General features: G+C 69.9%; 10 protein-coding genes. 6 read left to right on the top strand and 4 right to left on the bottom strand.

The features are described 5' to 3' along the window. Positions 1-187: 187 nt before the first annotated feature. Positions 188-1780, bottom strand: coding sequence for an AfsR/SARP family transcriptional regulator (locus ACZ6ZD_RS11820; protein ID WP_465670952.1), 1593 nt, complete (start codon positions 1778-1780; stop codon positions 188-190). Between the two features lie 73 nt (positions 1781-1853). Here ACZ6ZD_RS11820 and ACZ6ZD_RS11815 point away from each other — a divergent pair, with 73 nt between their 5' ends. The 6 genes from ACZ6ZD_RS11815 to ACZ6ZD_RS11790 all read left to right on the top strand — a co-directional run bounded on the left by ACZ6ZD_RS11815 (position 1854) and on the right by ACZ6ZD_RS11790 (position 10107). Continuing rightward, a complete protein-coding gene (locus ACZ6ZD_RS11815; RefSeq protein WP_465670950.1) occupies positions 1854-2519 on the top strand; it encodes a response regulator transcription factor in 666 nt (221 codons plus the stop codon). Then, positions 2516-3775, top strand: coding sequence for a sensor histidine kinase (locus tag ACZ6ZD_RS11810; protein WP_465670948.1), 1260 nt, complete (start codon positions 2516-2518; stop codon positions 3773-3775). Before ACZ6ZD_RS11815 ends, ACZ6ZD_RS11810 begins: the two co-directional genes overlap by 4 nt. An 81-nt stretch (positions 3776-3856) precedes the next feature. Next, a complete protein-coding gene (locus tag ACZ6ZD_RS11805) occupies positions 3857-4819 on the top strand; it encodes an AAA family ATPase (RefSeq protein WP_465670946.1) in 963 nt (320 codons plus the stop codon). Positions 4820-4846: 27 nt separating this feature from the next. Continuing rightward, positions 4847-6856: a fibronectin type III domain-containing protein gene (locus tag ACZ6ZD_RS11800; protein ID WP_465670944.1), complete on the top strand. Its 2010-nt coding sequence runs from the start codon at positions 4847-4849 to the stop codon at positions 6854-6856. Between the two features lie 6 nt (positions 6857-6862). Continuing rightward, on the top strand, positions 6863-7996 hold the full coding sequence (locus ACZ6ZD_RS11795) for a DUF58 domain-containing protein (RefSeq protein ID WP_465670942.1): 1134 nt from the start codon (positions 6863-6865) through the stop codon (positions 7994-7996). Beyond that, positions 7993-10107, top strand: a complete 2115-nt coding sequence (locus ACZ6ZD_RS11790; RefSeq protein WP_465670940.1) for a transglutaminase TgpA family protein — start codon at positions 7993-7995, stop codon at positions 10105-10107. Before ACZ6ZD_RS11795 ends, ACZ6ZD_RS11790 begins: the two co-directional genes overlap by 4 nt. Positions 10108-10402: 295 nt before the next feature. On the opposite strand, the gene treZ is transcribed toward ACZ6ZD_RS11790, so the two are convergent. The 3 genes from treZ to glgX are packed head-to-tail and all read right to left on the bottom strand — an operon-like array spanning position 10403 to position 16659. Then, complete coding sequence (gene treZ / locus ACZ6ZD_RS11785; protein ID WP_465670938.1) at positions 10403-12139, bottom strand: malto-oligosyltrehalose trehalohydrolase; 1737 nt, start codon at positions 12137-12139, stop codon at positions 10403-10405. Beyond that, on the bottom strand, positions 12140-14545 hold the full coding sequence (treY, locus tag ACZ6ZD_RS11780) for a malto-oligosyltrehalose synthase (protein WP_465670936.1): 2406 nt from the start codon (positions 14543-14545) through the stop codon (positions 12140-12142). Further along, a complete protein-coding gene (gene glgX / locus ACZ6ZD_RS11775; protein WP_465670934.1) occupies positions 14542-16659 on the bottom strand; it encodes a glycogen debranching protein GlgX in 2118 nt (705 codons plus the stop codon). Before glgX ends, treY begins: the two co-directional genes overlap by 4 nt. Positions 16660-16705 lie beyond the last annotated feature (46 nt).

The following is a 16705-nucleotide window of genomic DNA, read 5'->3' as shown; positions in this document are numbered from 1 at the left end:
GTAGCCGGCTGATGCGGTGCGACGGCCGCCACACGGTTGGCGACAGCGGTCGCAGTAGGCGCCGCCGAAGCGACGTGAGCAGGCGCGAAGGTGGCCGCGGGGACAGGGGCCTGAGCGACGGAGCCGTGAGTGGAGTGCGGGGTGTGGGGGTCGCGGAGAGCCTGGGCGGGGTGGGGCTCTTGGGGGGTCATGCGACTAGCTCCGGGTGGGGGGTGGGGGTTTGGTGGAGGTGGTGGGCGTGGTCGCGGGCTATGGGGAGGAGGGTGAAGAGGCCGGGGGCTGGTTCGGATAGGAGGTTCAGGTCTAGGAGGTGGTCGATTAGGGGTTCGACTTCGGAGGTTGGGACGGCGGCTAGGTGGGCGGCTTGGGTTAGGTCGAAGTGGGTGAGGGGGCTGCAGCGGCGGTAGAGGCGGGCTGCGGGGGTCGGGAGGGCTTGGTAGGCGGCGTCGAAGCGGGTGAGGAGGCCGGCGAGGGCTTGGCAGCGGCCGGACTGGTGTTCCAGTTGGGCTGTCAGGCGGGTGACGGTCCAGGGCTGGCGGTTGCGGAGGCGCTCGACGAGGTGGCGGATGGCGCCGGGGTGGCCGCTGGCGGCGGCGAGGATTTGGGGGACGTCGGTGAGCTCGGAGGCCTCGGCCGGGGTGAGGGCGTCGAGGGTGATGGCGGCGCTACGGTCGAGACCGGCTAGGCGAGCACGGCTGATGACGAGGACCAGCGCCTCGGGGTTGTTCGGCAGTAGCGGTTGCACCTGGTCGGCATGCTCGACGTTGTCGAGGATGAGCAGCCCGACGCCGACCGGCGCGACTGCGGCCGTGCGGACGTCGACGTACTGCTGGACCTCGTGGCCGGAGACCGCAGCGGCTTCGAGCGCGAATGCGGTCTTACCGATACCGGGCATGCCGTCGACGGTGACGACGCCAGTGACGCCGCGCAGCGCGTGCAGCTCGGGCGCGCGGCCGACGAACGTGGTGAGCCGCGGCGGCAGGTTCGAGCTGACCGGAGCGACGACCGGCCGGGGCGCATCCTCGTTCAGGATCTCCTGGTGCAGCGCGGTCAGCTCGTGCCCCGGCTCGATGCCGAGGTCGCGGACGAGCGCCGTCCGCGCACGCTGGAAGGCGGCCAATGCGTCGTGCCGGCGTCCGACCTGCCGGTACGCCGCCATCAGTCGCGACCAGGCCAGCTCCCGCAGCGGCTCCTCATCCGTGAGCACCCGCAGCACGGCGATCGCGTCGGACGGCCGTCCGAGCGCGAGGTGCGCGTCAGCCAGGTCCTCCCGCAGCGTTCGGTGCAGCTCGGTGAGGCGGTCGACAGCCGAGGCCGCATCATCCGTGAGCCCGTCGTACGGGCAACCGCGCCACAGCTCGAGCGCCTGCTGGACGACGGCCACCGCCTCGGCCGCATCTCCGCGGACGACGAGCGCGCGAGCCTCGTCGCAGAGCGCCGACGCCACATCGGCGTCCAGCTCACCGGACTCGACCCGGACCCGGTACGCACCCGGCCGGCTCTCGATCCGGTCGTCCGGGAGCGCCCGGCGCAGCTGCCAGACGTAGGTCTTCAGGTTGTTCTGGGCGGACGCCGGAACGTCGCGACCGGCCCAGACGGCGTCGACGAGCTGCTCGGTGCTGACCCAGGCGTTGCGGTGCAGCAGGAGCAGGGCGAGTACGGTGGCCGGCTTGCCGCCGCCGACGTCGAGCTGGACCCCGTCGGAGCCGTCGACCTCCAGCGGGCCCAGCACGCGGAAGGCCAGTGACGGGGCCGGTGAGTGCGCTGAGTGACCGTTCATGACACATACGATCCGGGGTGACGATGACATTTCGATGACACGGAACCCGGCAGGGGGAGCAGTGCGGGTATTGGTGGTTGAGGACGACGTCGAGCTGCAGGTCGCGATCCCGGCGGCGCTCCGCTCGGCGGCGCTCGCGGTCGATCTGGCCGGTGACATTGCTACCGCCGACGAGGCGTTGTGGGTGAATACCTACGACTGCGTCGTCTTCGACCGGATGCTGCCGGACGGCGACTCGATCGGGTACGTTCGCAGCCGCCGGCAGGACGGCTGGTCGGTCCCGGTGCTGTTCCTGACCGCGATGGACCAGCTCGCCGACCGGGTCGACGGTTTCGAGCACGGCGGTGACGACTACCTGGTCAAACCGTTCGCGGTCGAGGAGCTGATCGTCCGAGTGCTCAGCCTGAGCCGGCGCGGCCCGACCATCCGGCCGCCGATCCTGCGGTACGCCGACGTCGAGCTGGACACCGGACGCCGGGAGGTGCGGCGGGCCGGCGTCCTCGTCACCCTGCGAGCAAAGGAGTTCTCCGTGCTGGAGTTCCTGATGAGCCGGCCCGAGCAGGCCGTCTCCCGGACCGAGCTGCTCGAGCACTGCTGGGACGCCGCCGCGGACCCGATGTCCAACGTCGTCGACGTCACCATCACCCGGCTGCGCTCCCGGCTGCGCGGCGGCCCCGACCTCATCCAGGCCGTCCGCGGCCAGGGCTACCGCCTGATCGCCCCCGGCAGCGCCGGATGAAAGGCCCCGCTGCCGACCGGTTGCGCCGCCTGCGCTGGTGGCTGACGGCCGTCTTCACCGTCGCCAACACCCTTGGCCTGCTCGTGCTCGCCCCGGTCGTCATCCGCCAGGACGCCGAACGCAACAAGGCGGACGCCGACGCCCAGGTCGAGGTCGTCACCGCAGCCGTCCTGCGCTTGGTCACCGGCACCAACCTGCTCAACACCTCGCTGCTCAACCAGGACCCGCTCTACGGCAAGTGCCCGGAGTTCGCGATCCTGTCCGGCGGCGTCAGCGATTCCTTCAAACCCGAGTACAGCAAGCCGGGTTGTACGCCGATGGACCCAGCGACGCTCGACGCGCTGGCGACCGACGCGACGACGTCCGGCGACATCATCCTGGCCGACCGGACGAGTACCTCCGGGCATGCGGTGCGGCTGCGCGCAGAGCCGTTCAGCTTCGCCGGGAACAACCAGCCCGGCGGCGCGGTCGTCACCTGGCTCGACGTGCAGGACAAGGTCGACGCACATCAGCGGCTGATCTGGTGGATGCTGGCGCTCTGCGCCGCGCTGATCGGGCTGGCCGCGGCCGGGAGCTACTGGCTGTCGGGCCGGGCCATCCGGCCGGCCATGGCCGCGCTCGAGCAGCAGGAGACGTTGCTGGCCGAGACTGCGCATGATCTGCGGACGCCGGTCGCCGCGCTGCGGGCGTTGTCGGAGACCGCCGTCCGAGACCCTGCCCAGCGGGCCGAGCTGCTGCCGCGGACCGTGCGGCTGGCGGGCCGGATGGGTGACATCATCGACGGCTTGCTCGTTCGGGCCCGGCTGGCGGCCGGTGTGGAGCAGCTGGCGGTCCAGCCGGTCTGGCTGGATCAGTTGGTGGCCGGCGTCGTCGAGGACTTCCCGACGCAGGGCGCCCGGATCTCGCTGGTGACCGCGCCGAGTATGGTCCGCGCGGATCCGACGCTGCTCCAACGGGCCGTGGGCAACCTGCTGGACAACGCGACGCGGCACGGGCGGATGCCGGGGGCCGCGGAGGCGCTCATCACCGTGACCGTCGCCGACGGCCGGATCACCGTCGCCGACCAGGGCCCGGGGATCGACCCGGAGGTCGGCGCCGACCTGTTCGAGCGGTTCAACAGCGGTGGCGGGTCGAGTGGGCTCGGGTTGTCGATCGTCCGGTGGGTCGCGCTGTCGCACGGCGGCGACCTGAAGGTGTACAACGCCGAGGAGGGCGGAGCGATCTTCGAGTTCCAGCTGCCGACGGTGTTGCAGTAACCGGCCATCTGGACCTTTTCTGGACGTCGGCTGGACTTCGAGCCGCTACTCTCGGCGAGATGCTGAGGGGAGTACCGACAGATGAGTGCGACGATTCCACCAGGTGAGGCGTACCGGCTGGTTGCCGACAACCTGGGCCGGGTGATCCACGGGAAGCCGGAGGTGATCCGGCTGGCGCTGACGGCGCTGTTCGCCGAGGGCCACCTGCTGATCGAGGACGTGCCCGGGCTGGGCAAGACCACGCTGGCCCGCTGTATCGCGCGCAGTATCGACGCGACCTGGAACCGGATCCAGTTCACGCCGGATCTGCTCCCCGGCGACATCACCGGCGTGATGGTCTACCACCAGGGCAACGAGACGTTCGAATTCCATCCGGGTGGCATCTTCGCCAACGTCGTGGTCGCGGACGAGATCAACCGCGGGACGCCGAAGACGCAGTCCGCGCTGCTCGAGGTGATGGCCGAGCGCCGCGTCACGGTCGACTCCAACACCCGCGCGGTGCCGGATCCGTTCCTGGTCATCGGCACCCAGAACCCGATCGAGATGGAAGGCACCTACCGGCTGCCCGAGGCCCAGCTGGACCGGTTCCTGATGCGGATCGAGATCGGCTACCCCGACCACGACGCCGAGGTCCGGATCGTGCTCGGCGACACCGGCCGGATCGGCCCCGACTCGCTCAGCCCGGTGATCGACGTCCCGGCGCTGCGGAACGCGATCGCCGCCGTCCGCTCGGTGCACGTCGACCCCGCGATCAGCTCGTACGCCGTCAAACTCGCCGCCGCGACCCGGGAGCACAGCGCCGTCCGGTACGGCGCCAGCCCGCGCGGCAGTATCGCGCTGGTCCGGGCCGCCCGCGCCTACGCGGCCACCGACGGCCGGGCGTTCACGACCCCGGACGACGTCAAGCAGGTCGCACAGCCGGTCCTCGCGCACCGCCTGGTCCTCACCCCGGACGCCGAGCTGGCGCAGCGGCCGCCGGCGTCCGTGGTCGACGAGGTGCTCGCCGCGACGCCGGCGCCGACAGCAGGCGTCAACGCAGGCTGACACCTGCCTGCGAACGGGGAGGCACCGATGAAAGCACTGTTCCGCCGGCTCCGGCCGGCCACCGAAGCCGATGCGCGGACGCCGTGGCGACCGCGCGCCGCGCTCGCCGGCGTGGTCGCGATCTGCGTGACCGCGACGGCCTTGGCGGTCACCGGAGCAGGCGCGAACACGTCGGGGATGAAGTTCCTCCAGTCCGGCCACCTGATCTACAACAGCGCGCTCAACCGGGTCTTCCACATCGACGGCGGGAGCAAGACCGTCGACGGATCGGTCCCGGTCCCCGCTCTCGCGCCGGGCACCATCGCCGTCCAGACCGACACCCAAGGTTTCGTGCTGGCCCGGGGCAGCATCACCGCGTTCGAGAAGTCGAACCTGCAGGTCGCCGACCCGCGGGTCGCGCCGTCGGACGAGCCGCCGATCGGGCTGGAGGCGCCCGGCGTCGCGTACGCCGTCTACCGGAACGCTGGCGCGATCGCCCGGCTCGGTCAGAACGCGGTGACCCTCGAGGGCAGCGGCGCACTCGGTCGCCCGGTCGTCACGCCGGATGGGACGTTGTGGGTGCACCAGCTGCTCAGCGGCGAGCTCTGTCACCTGCCGACCGGGGCGAAACTGCTGAGCTGCCCGGCCGTCGTCCCGCGTGGCAACATCGGTTCGCTGACGGTCGTCGGCGACCGTGTCGTCTTCGTCGACACCACCGCGGGCCGGCTGGTGACAGTCACCTCGTCCGGCTTCGGCCGAGCGGTCACGACTCCCGACGTCCAGCTCTCCCCGCAGTCGATCGTCGCGCCGAACGACGCCGGCGGCCGGATCGCGATCGTCGACCCGAGCATCGGCAAGCTGCGGCTCGTCGACGCGAGCGTGATCAGCGGGCGGGACACCAGCGGACCGCCGACCATCGAGCAGCAGCTGCCACCCGGCAAGTTCACCCAGATCGCTTCGTCCGGGCGCGGCCTCGCGCTCGTCGACCCGACGGCCGGCAAGCTCGTCACTTTGGATGCCAACGGCAAGCAACAGGACACCCACGACATCCCGCGGCCACCGAAGGCCAAGCCAGGTAAGGGCGTTCAGCCCACCCTCGTCCGCGGTGCGGACGAGCGCCTGTACGTCGACAGCGAGACCGGCGAGCATGCCCTCATCGTCGACCGGGACGGCTCGATCGACCAGGTCGACGCGACGGCTCCGGGTAAGCAGCCGACGGCGCCGGTCAAACCGACGGTGCCGCGGCCGACCGTGACGACCAGCAATCCGCCGATCGTCAATCCGAGCCTGCCGCCACGGACCACGCAGAACCCGAACGGCCGGCGGACCACACCGCCCCGGCGAGTCGATCCGCCGCGGCGTACCGAGCCCACGCGCCCACCGACGTCCCGGCCGGTCGACCCACCGCGCACCCAGCAACCGACGCAACGGCCGACGACACAGCGTCCGACCCAGCGGCCCACGCCGCCGCCGATCGTGGCTGGCCCGGCGGCCGCGCCGCGGAACCTGCGGGCGACGCCAGGCGACGGGCGGATCTCGCTCAGCTGGCAGCGTCCGAGCCTGAACGGCGGCACGTTCGTCCGGTACGACGTCATCCGGGTGACCGGGGGTACGACCGACACCACGACGGCGGCCCGTTTCACCGCGACGGGTCTGGAGAGCGCCACGCGGTACCGGTTCCAGGTGCGAGCGGTCACGCGCGGCTCGAACGGGCGGCTGCTACTCGGCTCGATCGCGACCGTCTCGGCCGTCACAGCCGGCCGCAACGGTTCGGTCCGGATCACCAAGGGCCCTGCCTATACCGACGATCCGGACACCTGTGACCCCGACTACTGCTTCTACATGCGGATCGTCGCCCGCAACCTGCAGCCCAACGCGACCTACACGTTCCACGGCTGGACGTCGGGTTACGGCCACCTGCACCAGGACGACCTCCGCGTCGACGGGAACGGCAACCTGACCGTCAACAAGTTCTACAACTCCGATCGCAACGGCCGGGTCTGGGTGACGATCGAAGGTAACGGCGAGTCGTACAAGTCCAACGAAGTGATCTGGTAGGCGAGGATGCGACTGACCGGACGTGGGATCGCGGTACTGGTGAGCTCGCTCGCCCTCTACGGGCTGGGCGAGCTGGCCGGGTACGCCGTCTTCCGGGCGCTCGCCGGGATCGGGCTGGGCGCGGTTCTCGCCGCGGTCGTGCTGACCTTGCGGCAGCCGCAGGTGACCGTGCATCGGGTGCTCTCGCCGGACCGGGTCGAGCGCGGCCGGCCCGCGCTCGCGACGCTTCGGGTGCGGAACGACGGGACGCGGCGGCAGGCCTCGTTCGCGGCCCGGGACTCCGCGGGCGACGCGTGGAAAGAGGTCCGCGTCCGGCAGCTGGGCCCGGGGATCGAGGCGACGTACCGGTACGAGCTGCCGACCTCGCGGCGCGGCCGGATCGAGGTCGGGCCGCTGACGCTGGAGCGGCGTGACCCGCTCGGCCTGACCCGGAACAGCAAGGCGACCGGCGAGGTCGGCACGTTGTGGGTGCACCCGCAACGGCATCCGACCAAGACCGTCGTCGCCGGGCGACCTCGGCACCACCACGTCGGCCGGACGGCGGACGACTCGCTGCGCGGCTCGGCCGATCTGCGCGACGTCCGCCTGTACGTCGTCGGTGACGAAGTCCGCCATCTGCACTGGAAGGCGACCGCGCGGACCGGGCAGCTGATGGTCCGCGACTACGCCGACCCGGATCAGCCGCGGTTGACTGTCCTGCTCGACACCCGGACCGAACCATTGCCTGCAGCAACCTTTGAGGAAGCGGTCGAGGTGGCCGCGTCGATCCTGGTCGCGGCCTCGGCCGCCGGGCACCGCTGCCGCTTCGTCACGACCGCAGGCGCCGACTTCGCCGCACCCGGCGGCGCCGTGGCCTCGCGACTCTTCCTCGACGAGCTGTGCATCGTGCAGCAACGCGACGACTCCGGGCTGGTCCCGGCCGTCCTGACCACCGGTACGTCGGCAGGCGGTGCGATCGTCGTCGTGACCGGAGCCCGCGGTTCCGCGGCGGACCTCGCGCCGCTGCTCAGCCGCTACTCGTCGGTGACCGCGATCGGGCTCGGCCCGCTCCAAGGGGTGGCGCCGATTCTGGGCGCACAGGTCGTGCTTGCGGCGACCGCTCGGGAGGCCCTGCAGCAATGGACCGGAGTACTGCGATGAGGCGCCGTACGGTCGCCGTACTGGGTGGAGTCCTGCTCGGCGGGCTCTGCTTCGCACCTGTCTTCGGGGCAGCGCACCTGTGGCTGCCGGCCGGGCTGATCTGTCTGGTCACGCTGATCGTCGCCGAGAGCTGCCGACGGTGGCCAGCGCTGGCGACCTGGCGGCCGCTGCTGGTGGTCGGAGCCGGCCTACTGGCCATCACCGAATCAGTGCTGTGGGCAACGACCTGGTTCGGCGTCCCGACGCTCGCGACGTTCCGCGCGCTTGGAAACGGCTTGTCCGCTTGGCGGTTGACGCTGGAGTCGACCTGGCCGGCGCGCCCCGAGCCGGAGCTGCTGATCTTCATCCCGCTGCTGATGCTGGTCGCCTGCGTGCTGGCGGTCGAGCTGGTCGACCGTGCGCCGCCGCTGGTCGCTCTGGTCCCCGCCATCGGCGTTCTGGGTGTCAGTCAGCTGTACGTCGCGGCCGCCGGGCTGGACGCCGTCCTGATCGCGGTCGGCCTCGGTCTGCTCACGGTCGCGCTACTGATTCCCGATCATTTCGAGTACCGCAAGGTCATTCCGTGGGCGACCACGGCTGCGGTGGCGTTGTTCGCGGTCATCTGCGGGCTGATCGTCAGTGGGATCGATCCGCACGGGCGGACGCCGTACTCGCTCCAGCGGGTCCAGTCGGCGACAGCGCCCGCAGCACGGCAGGCGAGCCCACTCGACGAGGTGGCGCGCCGGCTGAGCCCGGAGTCCCGCGACAAAGTGGCCTTCCGGTACCAGTCGCCGCAGCCCGTTGAGCGCTGGCGGCTGGTCTCACTCGACAACTTCGACGGTTCGAACTGGACGACCGACCACCCGGTACTGCGGATGGGCGCACGGCTCGCGCTCGGCCCTGAAGTCCGGGTGCCGACGAGCGAGCGGCGGGCGACGGTCCGCCCGGACGACCTGGACGGGCCGTGGCTGCCCGGGCAGCTGCTACCCGAGACGATCAGCAATGTGACCGAGCCGCAGGTGGAGCCGATCGGCGGCACGCTGGTCGCGGCGCAGCAGCCGACGCACTACAACCTGACCTGGGCTGAGCCAGAGGTGGACGCCGACTACCTGAAGGCGGCCGGGATCGACGCCAATGCGCCGGGCGGGTTGAGCGACCTCGGCCCGGTGCCGCCGGAGATTGCCGACCTGCAGCCCTTGCAGGGCCGGCGGGCCACCTTCCAGACAGCGATCGCGCTGGAGAAGTACTTCCGGGACAACCACAGACTCGCCGACGAGAAGAGCACACCGCCGACCGGTTACAGCTGGCCGCAGCTGACGCCGTTCCTGGCGAAGCCGGGCACGGTCGGCAGCAGTGAGCAGTTCGCCGCCGGGTACGTCGCGCTGGCCCGGCAGAACGCCATCCCGGCCCGGCTCGTGGTCGGCTTCCGGACGCCGGCCAAACCTGATCCGGACGGCTGGTACACCGTGCGGAACAGCGACGCGTACGCCTGGCCCGAGGTGGCCGTGGCAGGTGTCGGCTGGTGGCCGCTCGACCCGGCTCAGGGCGCGGCTCGCGGTAGCACGAGCCCGACCGGCGCCACGTCGATCACCGACCAGGTCCGGCAGTCGGTACCGCCGGTCAAGGAGATCAAGGACCCGGAGGTGCCGCCGCCGTCGGGTTCCGAGTCGGACGAGTCGGCCTCGACCGGGGTGCACCTGCCGCTGCCGACGATCTTCGGCGTGCTGGCGACACTGCTCGTCTTGTGGCTGCTCGGCGTCCCGCTACTCAAGCAGTTGCGGGCGCAGCGCCGCCGGCGGCGGCCGGGCAGCGCCGCCGTGGTGGGCGCCTGGGCCGAGGCGCGGGACCGGCTGCGGGCTCACGGCGTCCCGGTGACACCGGGTATGACGGTTCGCGATCTGGCCGACGCCGCGCGCGAGCTGCCGGACACCGGCCCGGCCCTTGCGAACGTCGCACAGGCAGTCGATCACGCACTCTGGTCGGGCGGCCCGGCGACGCCGGATATCGCCCAGCAGGCGTGGACCGGCGTCCACGCCGTCCGCCGCGCGCTCCGCAGCCGGCCGTGGCTCGACCGGCTCCAGGCCGCGCTCGAACTCCGGACACTGCTGCCCGGTCTGCGCAAATCAGGGTGACCCGGTCTGGCGGTCCTTGCCACCCCGTCGAAGGTCAGTGCTTCACTTTTGGAGCTTTCGCCGCCCGCTGGTCGTGCCGGGTGCTCTGATCAGCGCTCCGGGGAGCCGGACAGACCGGGCCGCGCGGTATCGGGCCGCCGCCGAGCCTTCGGCTCTTCCACTGTTTCTCGTCGTAGTCGTAGTAGGTATCGACGCCGCCGACTGTCATCTGCACGTCCTCCCGTTGCCCCTGCTGCCCCTGGTGGCGGATTCAACACTCCGCCACCGGCGCTCCGGACACAAGGGATTCCGGAAATCACCAAGGATCAACACGCACGAGCACGACAGCAACCCCGTGACCGGCCAACCGCACATGTTCCGTCACCAGTTCCGCAGTCCCGAACGCGAGCAGTACGTACGCCGGGACGGCGTCCAGGGCGATCTCGGCCGGTTCCGCGGCCAGATTCACCACGATCCGCAGGTCGCCGCGGCCGATCACCAACGATTCCGGGCCTTCGGTCACGGCGACCGCCGCGAGCCGGTCGTCGCGCAGCTCCGGCGTCCGGGCGCGTAACGCCAGCAGGTCGCGGTACCAGGCCAGCAGCTCGCGATGCGGCGTCTCGTCGAGCTCGGACCAGTCCAGGACCGAGCTGCGCCAAGTCTGCGGGTCCTGCGGGTCGGGGATCTCCGCAGCATCCCAGCCGAACGCGGCGAACTCGCGCCGCCGTCCGGTCCGGACGGCCTCGGCCAGCTCGGGCTCCTCGTGATCGGTGAAGTACCGCCACGGCGTCGAGGCACCCCACTCCTCACCCATGAACAACATCGGCGTGTACGGCGACGTGAGCACGAGCGCGGCCCCGATCGCGTACTGCCCCGGCGTCAGCGCTGGCCGGTCCCCCAGCGCCCGGTTGCCGATCTGGTCGTGGTCCGAGGTGTAGGCGAGGAACTGACCACCTCGATGGCGGTCGGGATCGACAGGACGGCCCCACTCGCGGCCGCGGAACGACGAGTACGAGCCGTCGTGCAGGAACACCTGGGTCATCGCCTTCGCGAAGACACCGGGGTTGGCGAAGTCCTCGTAGTACCCGGACCGCTCGCCGGTCAGCAGCGTGTGCAACGCATGGTGGAAGTCGTCGTTCCACTGCGCGGTCATCCCTTGGCCGCCGTCTGCGACCGGCTCGACCATCTGCGGGTCGTTCAGGTCAGACTCCGCAACCAGGCCTAGCGGGCGACCGAGCTGTGCAGAAAGCGCTGCGGTCTCGGTGGAGAGCTGTTGGAGGAGGTGCGTCGGGCTGTCGTCGACCAGCGCGTGGACGGCGTCCAGACGCAGTGCGTCGAGGTGGAAGTCGCGGAACCAGCGGAGGGCGTTGTCGCAGATGAACCGGCGTACCTCGTGGCTGCCGGTGTCGTCCAGGTTGACCGCCGGACCCCACGGAGTGGTGTGCCGATCGGTGAAGTACGGGCCGTACGACCCCAGGTGGTTACCGCTCGGGCCCAGGTGGTTGTAGACGACGTCCAGACAGACAGCGAGCCCAACGTCGTGACAGCGGTCCACAAAGCGCTGCAGGGCTTCTGGACCGCCGTACGGCTCATGGACGGCGTACAGGTCGACTCCGTCGTAGCCCCAGCCGTGGCGGCCGGGGAAAGCGGCCACCGGCATCAGAGAGACGATCTCGATGCCTAGCAGGACCAGATAGTCCAGATGCTCCGCAGCGGCGTCGAGTGTGCCCTCTGGGGTGAAGGTGCCGATGTGCAGCTCGTAGAAGACAGAGCCGCGGACGTCGCGGCCGGCCCAGTCAGCGTCGGTCCACTGGTAGCGGTTCGCGTCGAAGACCCGGCTGAACCCGTGGACGCCGTCCGGCTGCCAAGGGCTGCGCGGATCCGGCAGTGGGTTGCCGCCGTCGATGATGAATGCGTAGTCCGTGCCGTGGTGCGCTTCGACCACCTCACGCGTCCACCAGCCGCCGTCGGCTGCGTGCAGCGGCAGTACGCCGTCCCGGAGTGCTACGTCGACCGACGACGCGTCAGGGGCCCAGACAGTGAAGGTGTGCACTCAGCTCCTTACGAGCAACGCCACCGGGAGGTCCTCCAGCAGCTCCTGGATCCGAGCCGCTCCACTACCCACGACCCGGCCGGTCAACACGTTCTTCCACTCGCCACTCGGCAGCACAACCGTGCTGTCGCCCCAACCGCCCAACCGGTACAGCGCAGCCGGCAGCCGGGTCGCGATCGTGATCACCGCATCACCTCGGGCGAACGCGACCGCATGTCCGTTCGAGGTCGGGAGCGGTGTGTAGCTGCCACCAAAGGCCTGCGGGTACTGCCTACGCAGTCGCAGCGCCCGGGCGGTCACAAGCAGCTTCTCGTCGGACAGGTCGTCCGGCTTCGCTCCTTCGTCCAGGCGATGCAGCCGGGCGATCCGGTCGGCGTAGTCCACCTCGCGCCGGTTGTCCGGGTCGACGAGCGACAGGTCGACCAGCTCGGTGCCCTGATAGACATCCGGTACGCCGGGCATCGTCAGCTGGACCAGCTTCTGACCAAGCGTCGCGGCGCGGACGAATCCGGCCTGCCGGTCGGCGAACCGGCGTACGGCGTCCAGCACGGTCTCGTCGGCCAGCACCGCAGTGGTGAAGGCAGCGACGGCCTGCTCGTACTCCTCGTCGGACTCCGTCCAGGTGGTGTGCCGCTTGGCCTCCCGGATCGCCTTCAGCAGATAGGCCTGCATCCGGTCTTCGGCGATCGGACCGTCCGCCCACGTGCCGTACAGGGTCTGCCAGAAGAGGTACTCCGTACTGCCGTCGAGAAGCGGACTGCGATGGTCCTCCGACAGCCGCCGCCACTCGCGGACGGCGTCCGCCCAGACAGCCGGCTGCTCCGACAGCACACCGAGCCGGGCCCGGACGTCCTCGGATCGCTTGGTGTCATGGGTGGACAGCGTCGTCATCGTCCGCGGCCAGTGCCGGTTCAGGTCGGCGGCAAAGGCGTGGAACTCTTCCGGCGTGACACCGAAGTGCTCCGGGTCGCCGCCGACCTCGTTCAGCGAGGAGAGGCGGAACCAGCGGTAGAACGCGGTGTCCTCGACGCCCTTGGCCATCACCGGCCCACACGTCTGCTGGAACCGCACAATCAGCTCGTGCCGGGCATGCTCATCGATGCGGCTCGCCGTGCCGGTCTCTCGACCGAGCAGCAAGTGCAGTACGACGTCGAGCGTCTCCTGCCGGTCGTCGTCGAGGTGCTCGCGCGCCTTACCCGCCGCACGCTCCAACGCCCGTACGGCGGTCGGATCCGGCTGCTCCCCCGGGACGACGTACGCGCGGTAAATCTCGAACTGGACGAGCAGCTCGACCACAACCTCGTGGAACGCCCGCCTGGTGTGGTCACGCAGTCTGACGTCGTCCTGGCAGATGCGGGCCAGCAACTCGACCAGTCGATGCACCTCGGCGTACTGACCGTGGCGGACGATCTCGCGCTTCGCCTCCAGCACTACGGGGTGGAATGCCGCCGGCTCACCAGTCAGCTCAGAATGCAGCGCGGCGAGCGGTGCAGCACCTGCGGGATCGATGAACAGGCCACCAACCCGTAGCAGGGCGTCGTAACCAGTGGTGCCGGCACAGGGCCAGTCCTGCGGTAGCTCTTCCGCGCCTTCCAGGATCTTCTCCACCACGACCCAAGCGCCGCCGGTCCGCTCGGCCAGCCGACGCAGGTAGCCCCGTGGGTCAGCCAAACCATCCGGGTGGTCGATGCGGAAGCCATTGAGCTTCCCCTCCTGCAGAAGCTCGAACAGCAAGGCGTGCGTGGCTTCGAAGACCTCCTGCGTCTCGACACGCACCGCAGCGAGGGTGTCAACGTCGAAGAACCGCCGGTAGTTCAGCTCCTCGTCAGCGACCCGCCAGTGCGCCAAGCGGTACCACTGCTCGGTCACCAGCTCAGCGATCGGCAGATCCGCCGTACCAGGCCGCAGTGGGAATTCGTGGTCGTAGTAGCGCAGTACGTCGCCGTCGACCGACAACTCGCCCGCAGCGAGCACCTGACCGATCCGGTTGCCTAGAACCGCCATCAGCAACGGCTGGTTCCCCGAACCCCAGTCGACGTCGAACCACTCGGCGTACGGCGAACCCGGCCCATCCCGCAGTACGGACCACAGGGCCTTGTTCAACCGGGCCGGTGTCGGCACCGCGACGTGGTTCGGGACGACGTCCGCGATCGCACCCATGCGGTGCTCGGTGAGCCGCGCCGACAGGCGGTCGAACGCCGGACGGCCGCCCATCGACTCCGACAAGCGGCTGTGGTCGACGACGTCGTACCCATGGGTGGAGCCGGGCGCCGCCTGCAGAATCGGGGACAGGTAGGCGTGCGAGATCCCGAGGCTGCTCAGGTACGGGACGATCATCGCTGCGGCGTCGAAACCGAACTCCGCGCGCAGCTGGAACCTGTACGTTGCCTGCGGGACGCCGTTCACCCGGCAGTCCGCCGCGGCCGCGTCAGGACGACCATGCCGCGGTCCTCGATCCGGATCGTGCTCCCCGCCGCGTGGCTCAGCTCCTCGGCCCGGCCGGTCGGACGGACGGTGTCGACCACCACCGACCACTCCTCGCCGAACTCCGCGGTCGGCAGCAGGAAGTCCTCCGGCTCGTGGTTGCTGTTCAGCAGGATCAGGAACGAGTCGTCGATCACCGGCTCACCGCGCGGATCCGGCTCGGAGATCGCGTCCCCGTTGAGGAAGACCGCGACCGCTCGCGCATCGTCGCGACCCCAGTCGCTGTCCTGCATCTCCTTGCCGTCCGGGGTGAACCAGACCAGGTCGCCCAGGCCGTCGACGCCCTGATCGCCGTGGAAGAAGCGGCGGCGCCGGAAGACCGGGTGCTCGTTGCGCAACCGGACCAGCGCGCCGGTGAACTCCAGCAGGTCCTTCTGTTCCTCGTCGAGATCCCAGTTCACCCAGGCGAGCTCGTTGTCCTGGCAGTAGACGTTGTTGTTCCCGGACTGGCTGCGGCCGAGCTCGTCGCCGTGCGCGAGCATCGGGACGCCCTGCGAGATCAGCAACGTGGTCAGGAAGTTGCGCTGCTGTTTGGCCCGCAGCTTGCGGACCTCGGCGTCCTCGGTCGGCCCCTCGGCGCCGCAGTTCCAGGAGCGGTTGTGGCTCTCGCCGTCGTTCCCGCCCTCGCCGTTCGCGTCGTTGTGCTTCTCGTTGTAGGACACCAGATCCCGCAGCGTGAACCCGTCGTGCGCGGTGACGAAGTTGATGCTGGCCAGCGGCCGCCGGCTGTCGTCGCGGTACAGATCCGACGAGCCGGTCAGGCGCGAGCCGAACTCGGCGAGCGTGTACTTCTCACCGCGCCAGAAGTCCCGCACGGTGTCGCGGTACTTACCGTTCCACTCCGTCCACAGCGGCGGGAAGTTGCCCACCTGGTAGCCGCCGTCGCCGACGTCCCACGGCTCGGCGATCAGCTTCACCTGGCTGACCACCGGATCCTGCTGGACCAGATCGAAGAACGCCGACAGCCGGTCGACCTCGTGGAACTGACGGGCCAGCGTGGACGCGAGGTCGAAGCGGAAACCGTCGACGTGCATCTCGGTCACCCAGTAGCGCAGCGAATCCATGATCAGCTGCAACACGTGCGGATGCCGCATCAGCAGGCTGTTCCCGGTGCCGGTGGTGTCGTAGTAGTGCGACTTGTCGGAGTCCACCAGCCGGTAGTACGCCGCGTTGTCGATCCCCTTGAACGACAGCGTCGGGCCGAACTCGTTGCCCTCGGCGGTGTGGTTGTAGACGACGTCGAGAATGACCTCGATATCGGCCTCGTGCAGTGCCTGGACCATGGTCTTGAACTCGGTCACCTGCTGACCGCGGCCGCCCAGCGAGGAATAGGCGTTGTGCGGCGCGAAGAAGCCGATCGTGTTGTAACCCCAGTAGTTCGTCAGGCCCCGCTCCTGCAGGTGACCGTCCTGGGCGAACTGGTGCACCGGCATCAGCTCGATCGCGGTCACCCCGAGCTGCTTGAGGTGATCGATGATCGCCGGGTGCCCGATCCCGGCGTACGTACCGCGGATCTCGTCGGGCAGGCCCGGGTGCGTCTTGGTCAGGCCCTTCACGTGCGCCTCGTAGATCACGGTCTCGTGGTACGCGTGACCCGGCGGGCGGTCGTTACCCCAGTCGAAGAACGGGTTGGTGACCACCGACAGCATCGTGTGCTCCCGGTTGTCCAGCGTGTTCAGCTCACTTGGCTCACCGAACCGGTAGCTGAACAGCGACTCGTCACCGTCGACCTGGCCGTCGATCGCCTTCGCGTACGGGTCCAGCAGGAGTTTCGACGCGTTGCAGCGGTGACCTTCGGCCGGGTTGTACGGTCCGTGCACCCGGAAGCCGTACCGCTGCCCGGGCTGCACCGCGGGAAGGTACGCGTGGTGGACGAAACCGTCCACCTCGGTCAGCTGGACGAGTTGTTCGGTCCCGTCGTCGCCGATCAGCGCCAGGTCGACTCGTTCGGCTACCTCCGAGAACAGCGCGAAGTTCGTCCCGGAGCCGTCGTACGTGGCGCCGAGGGGATAAGGACGGCCAGGCCATTTCTGCACCTGAAGACAGTAGCCACCTCGACGCCGTCCAACCCCATCGCGGGGG

It is taken from the genome of Kribbella sp. NPDC104218 (assembly GCF_055584105.1).
This window is presented reverse-complemented; position numbering and strand designations above follow the sequence as displayed.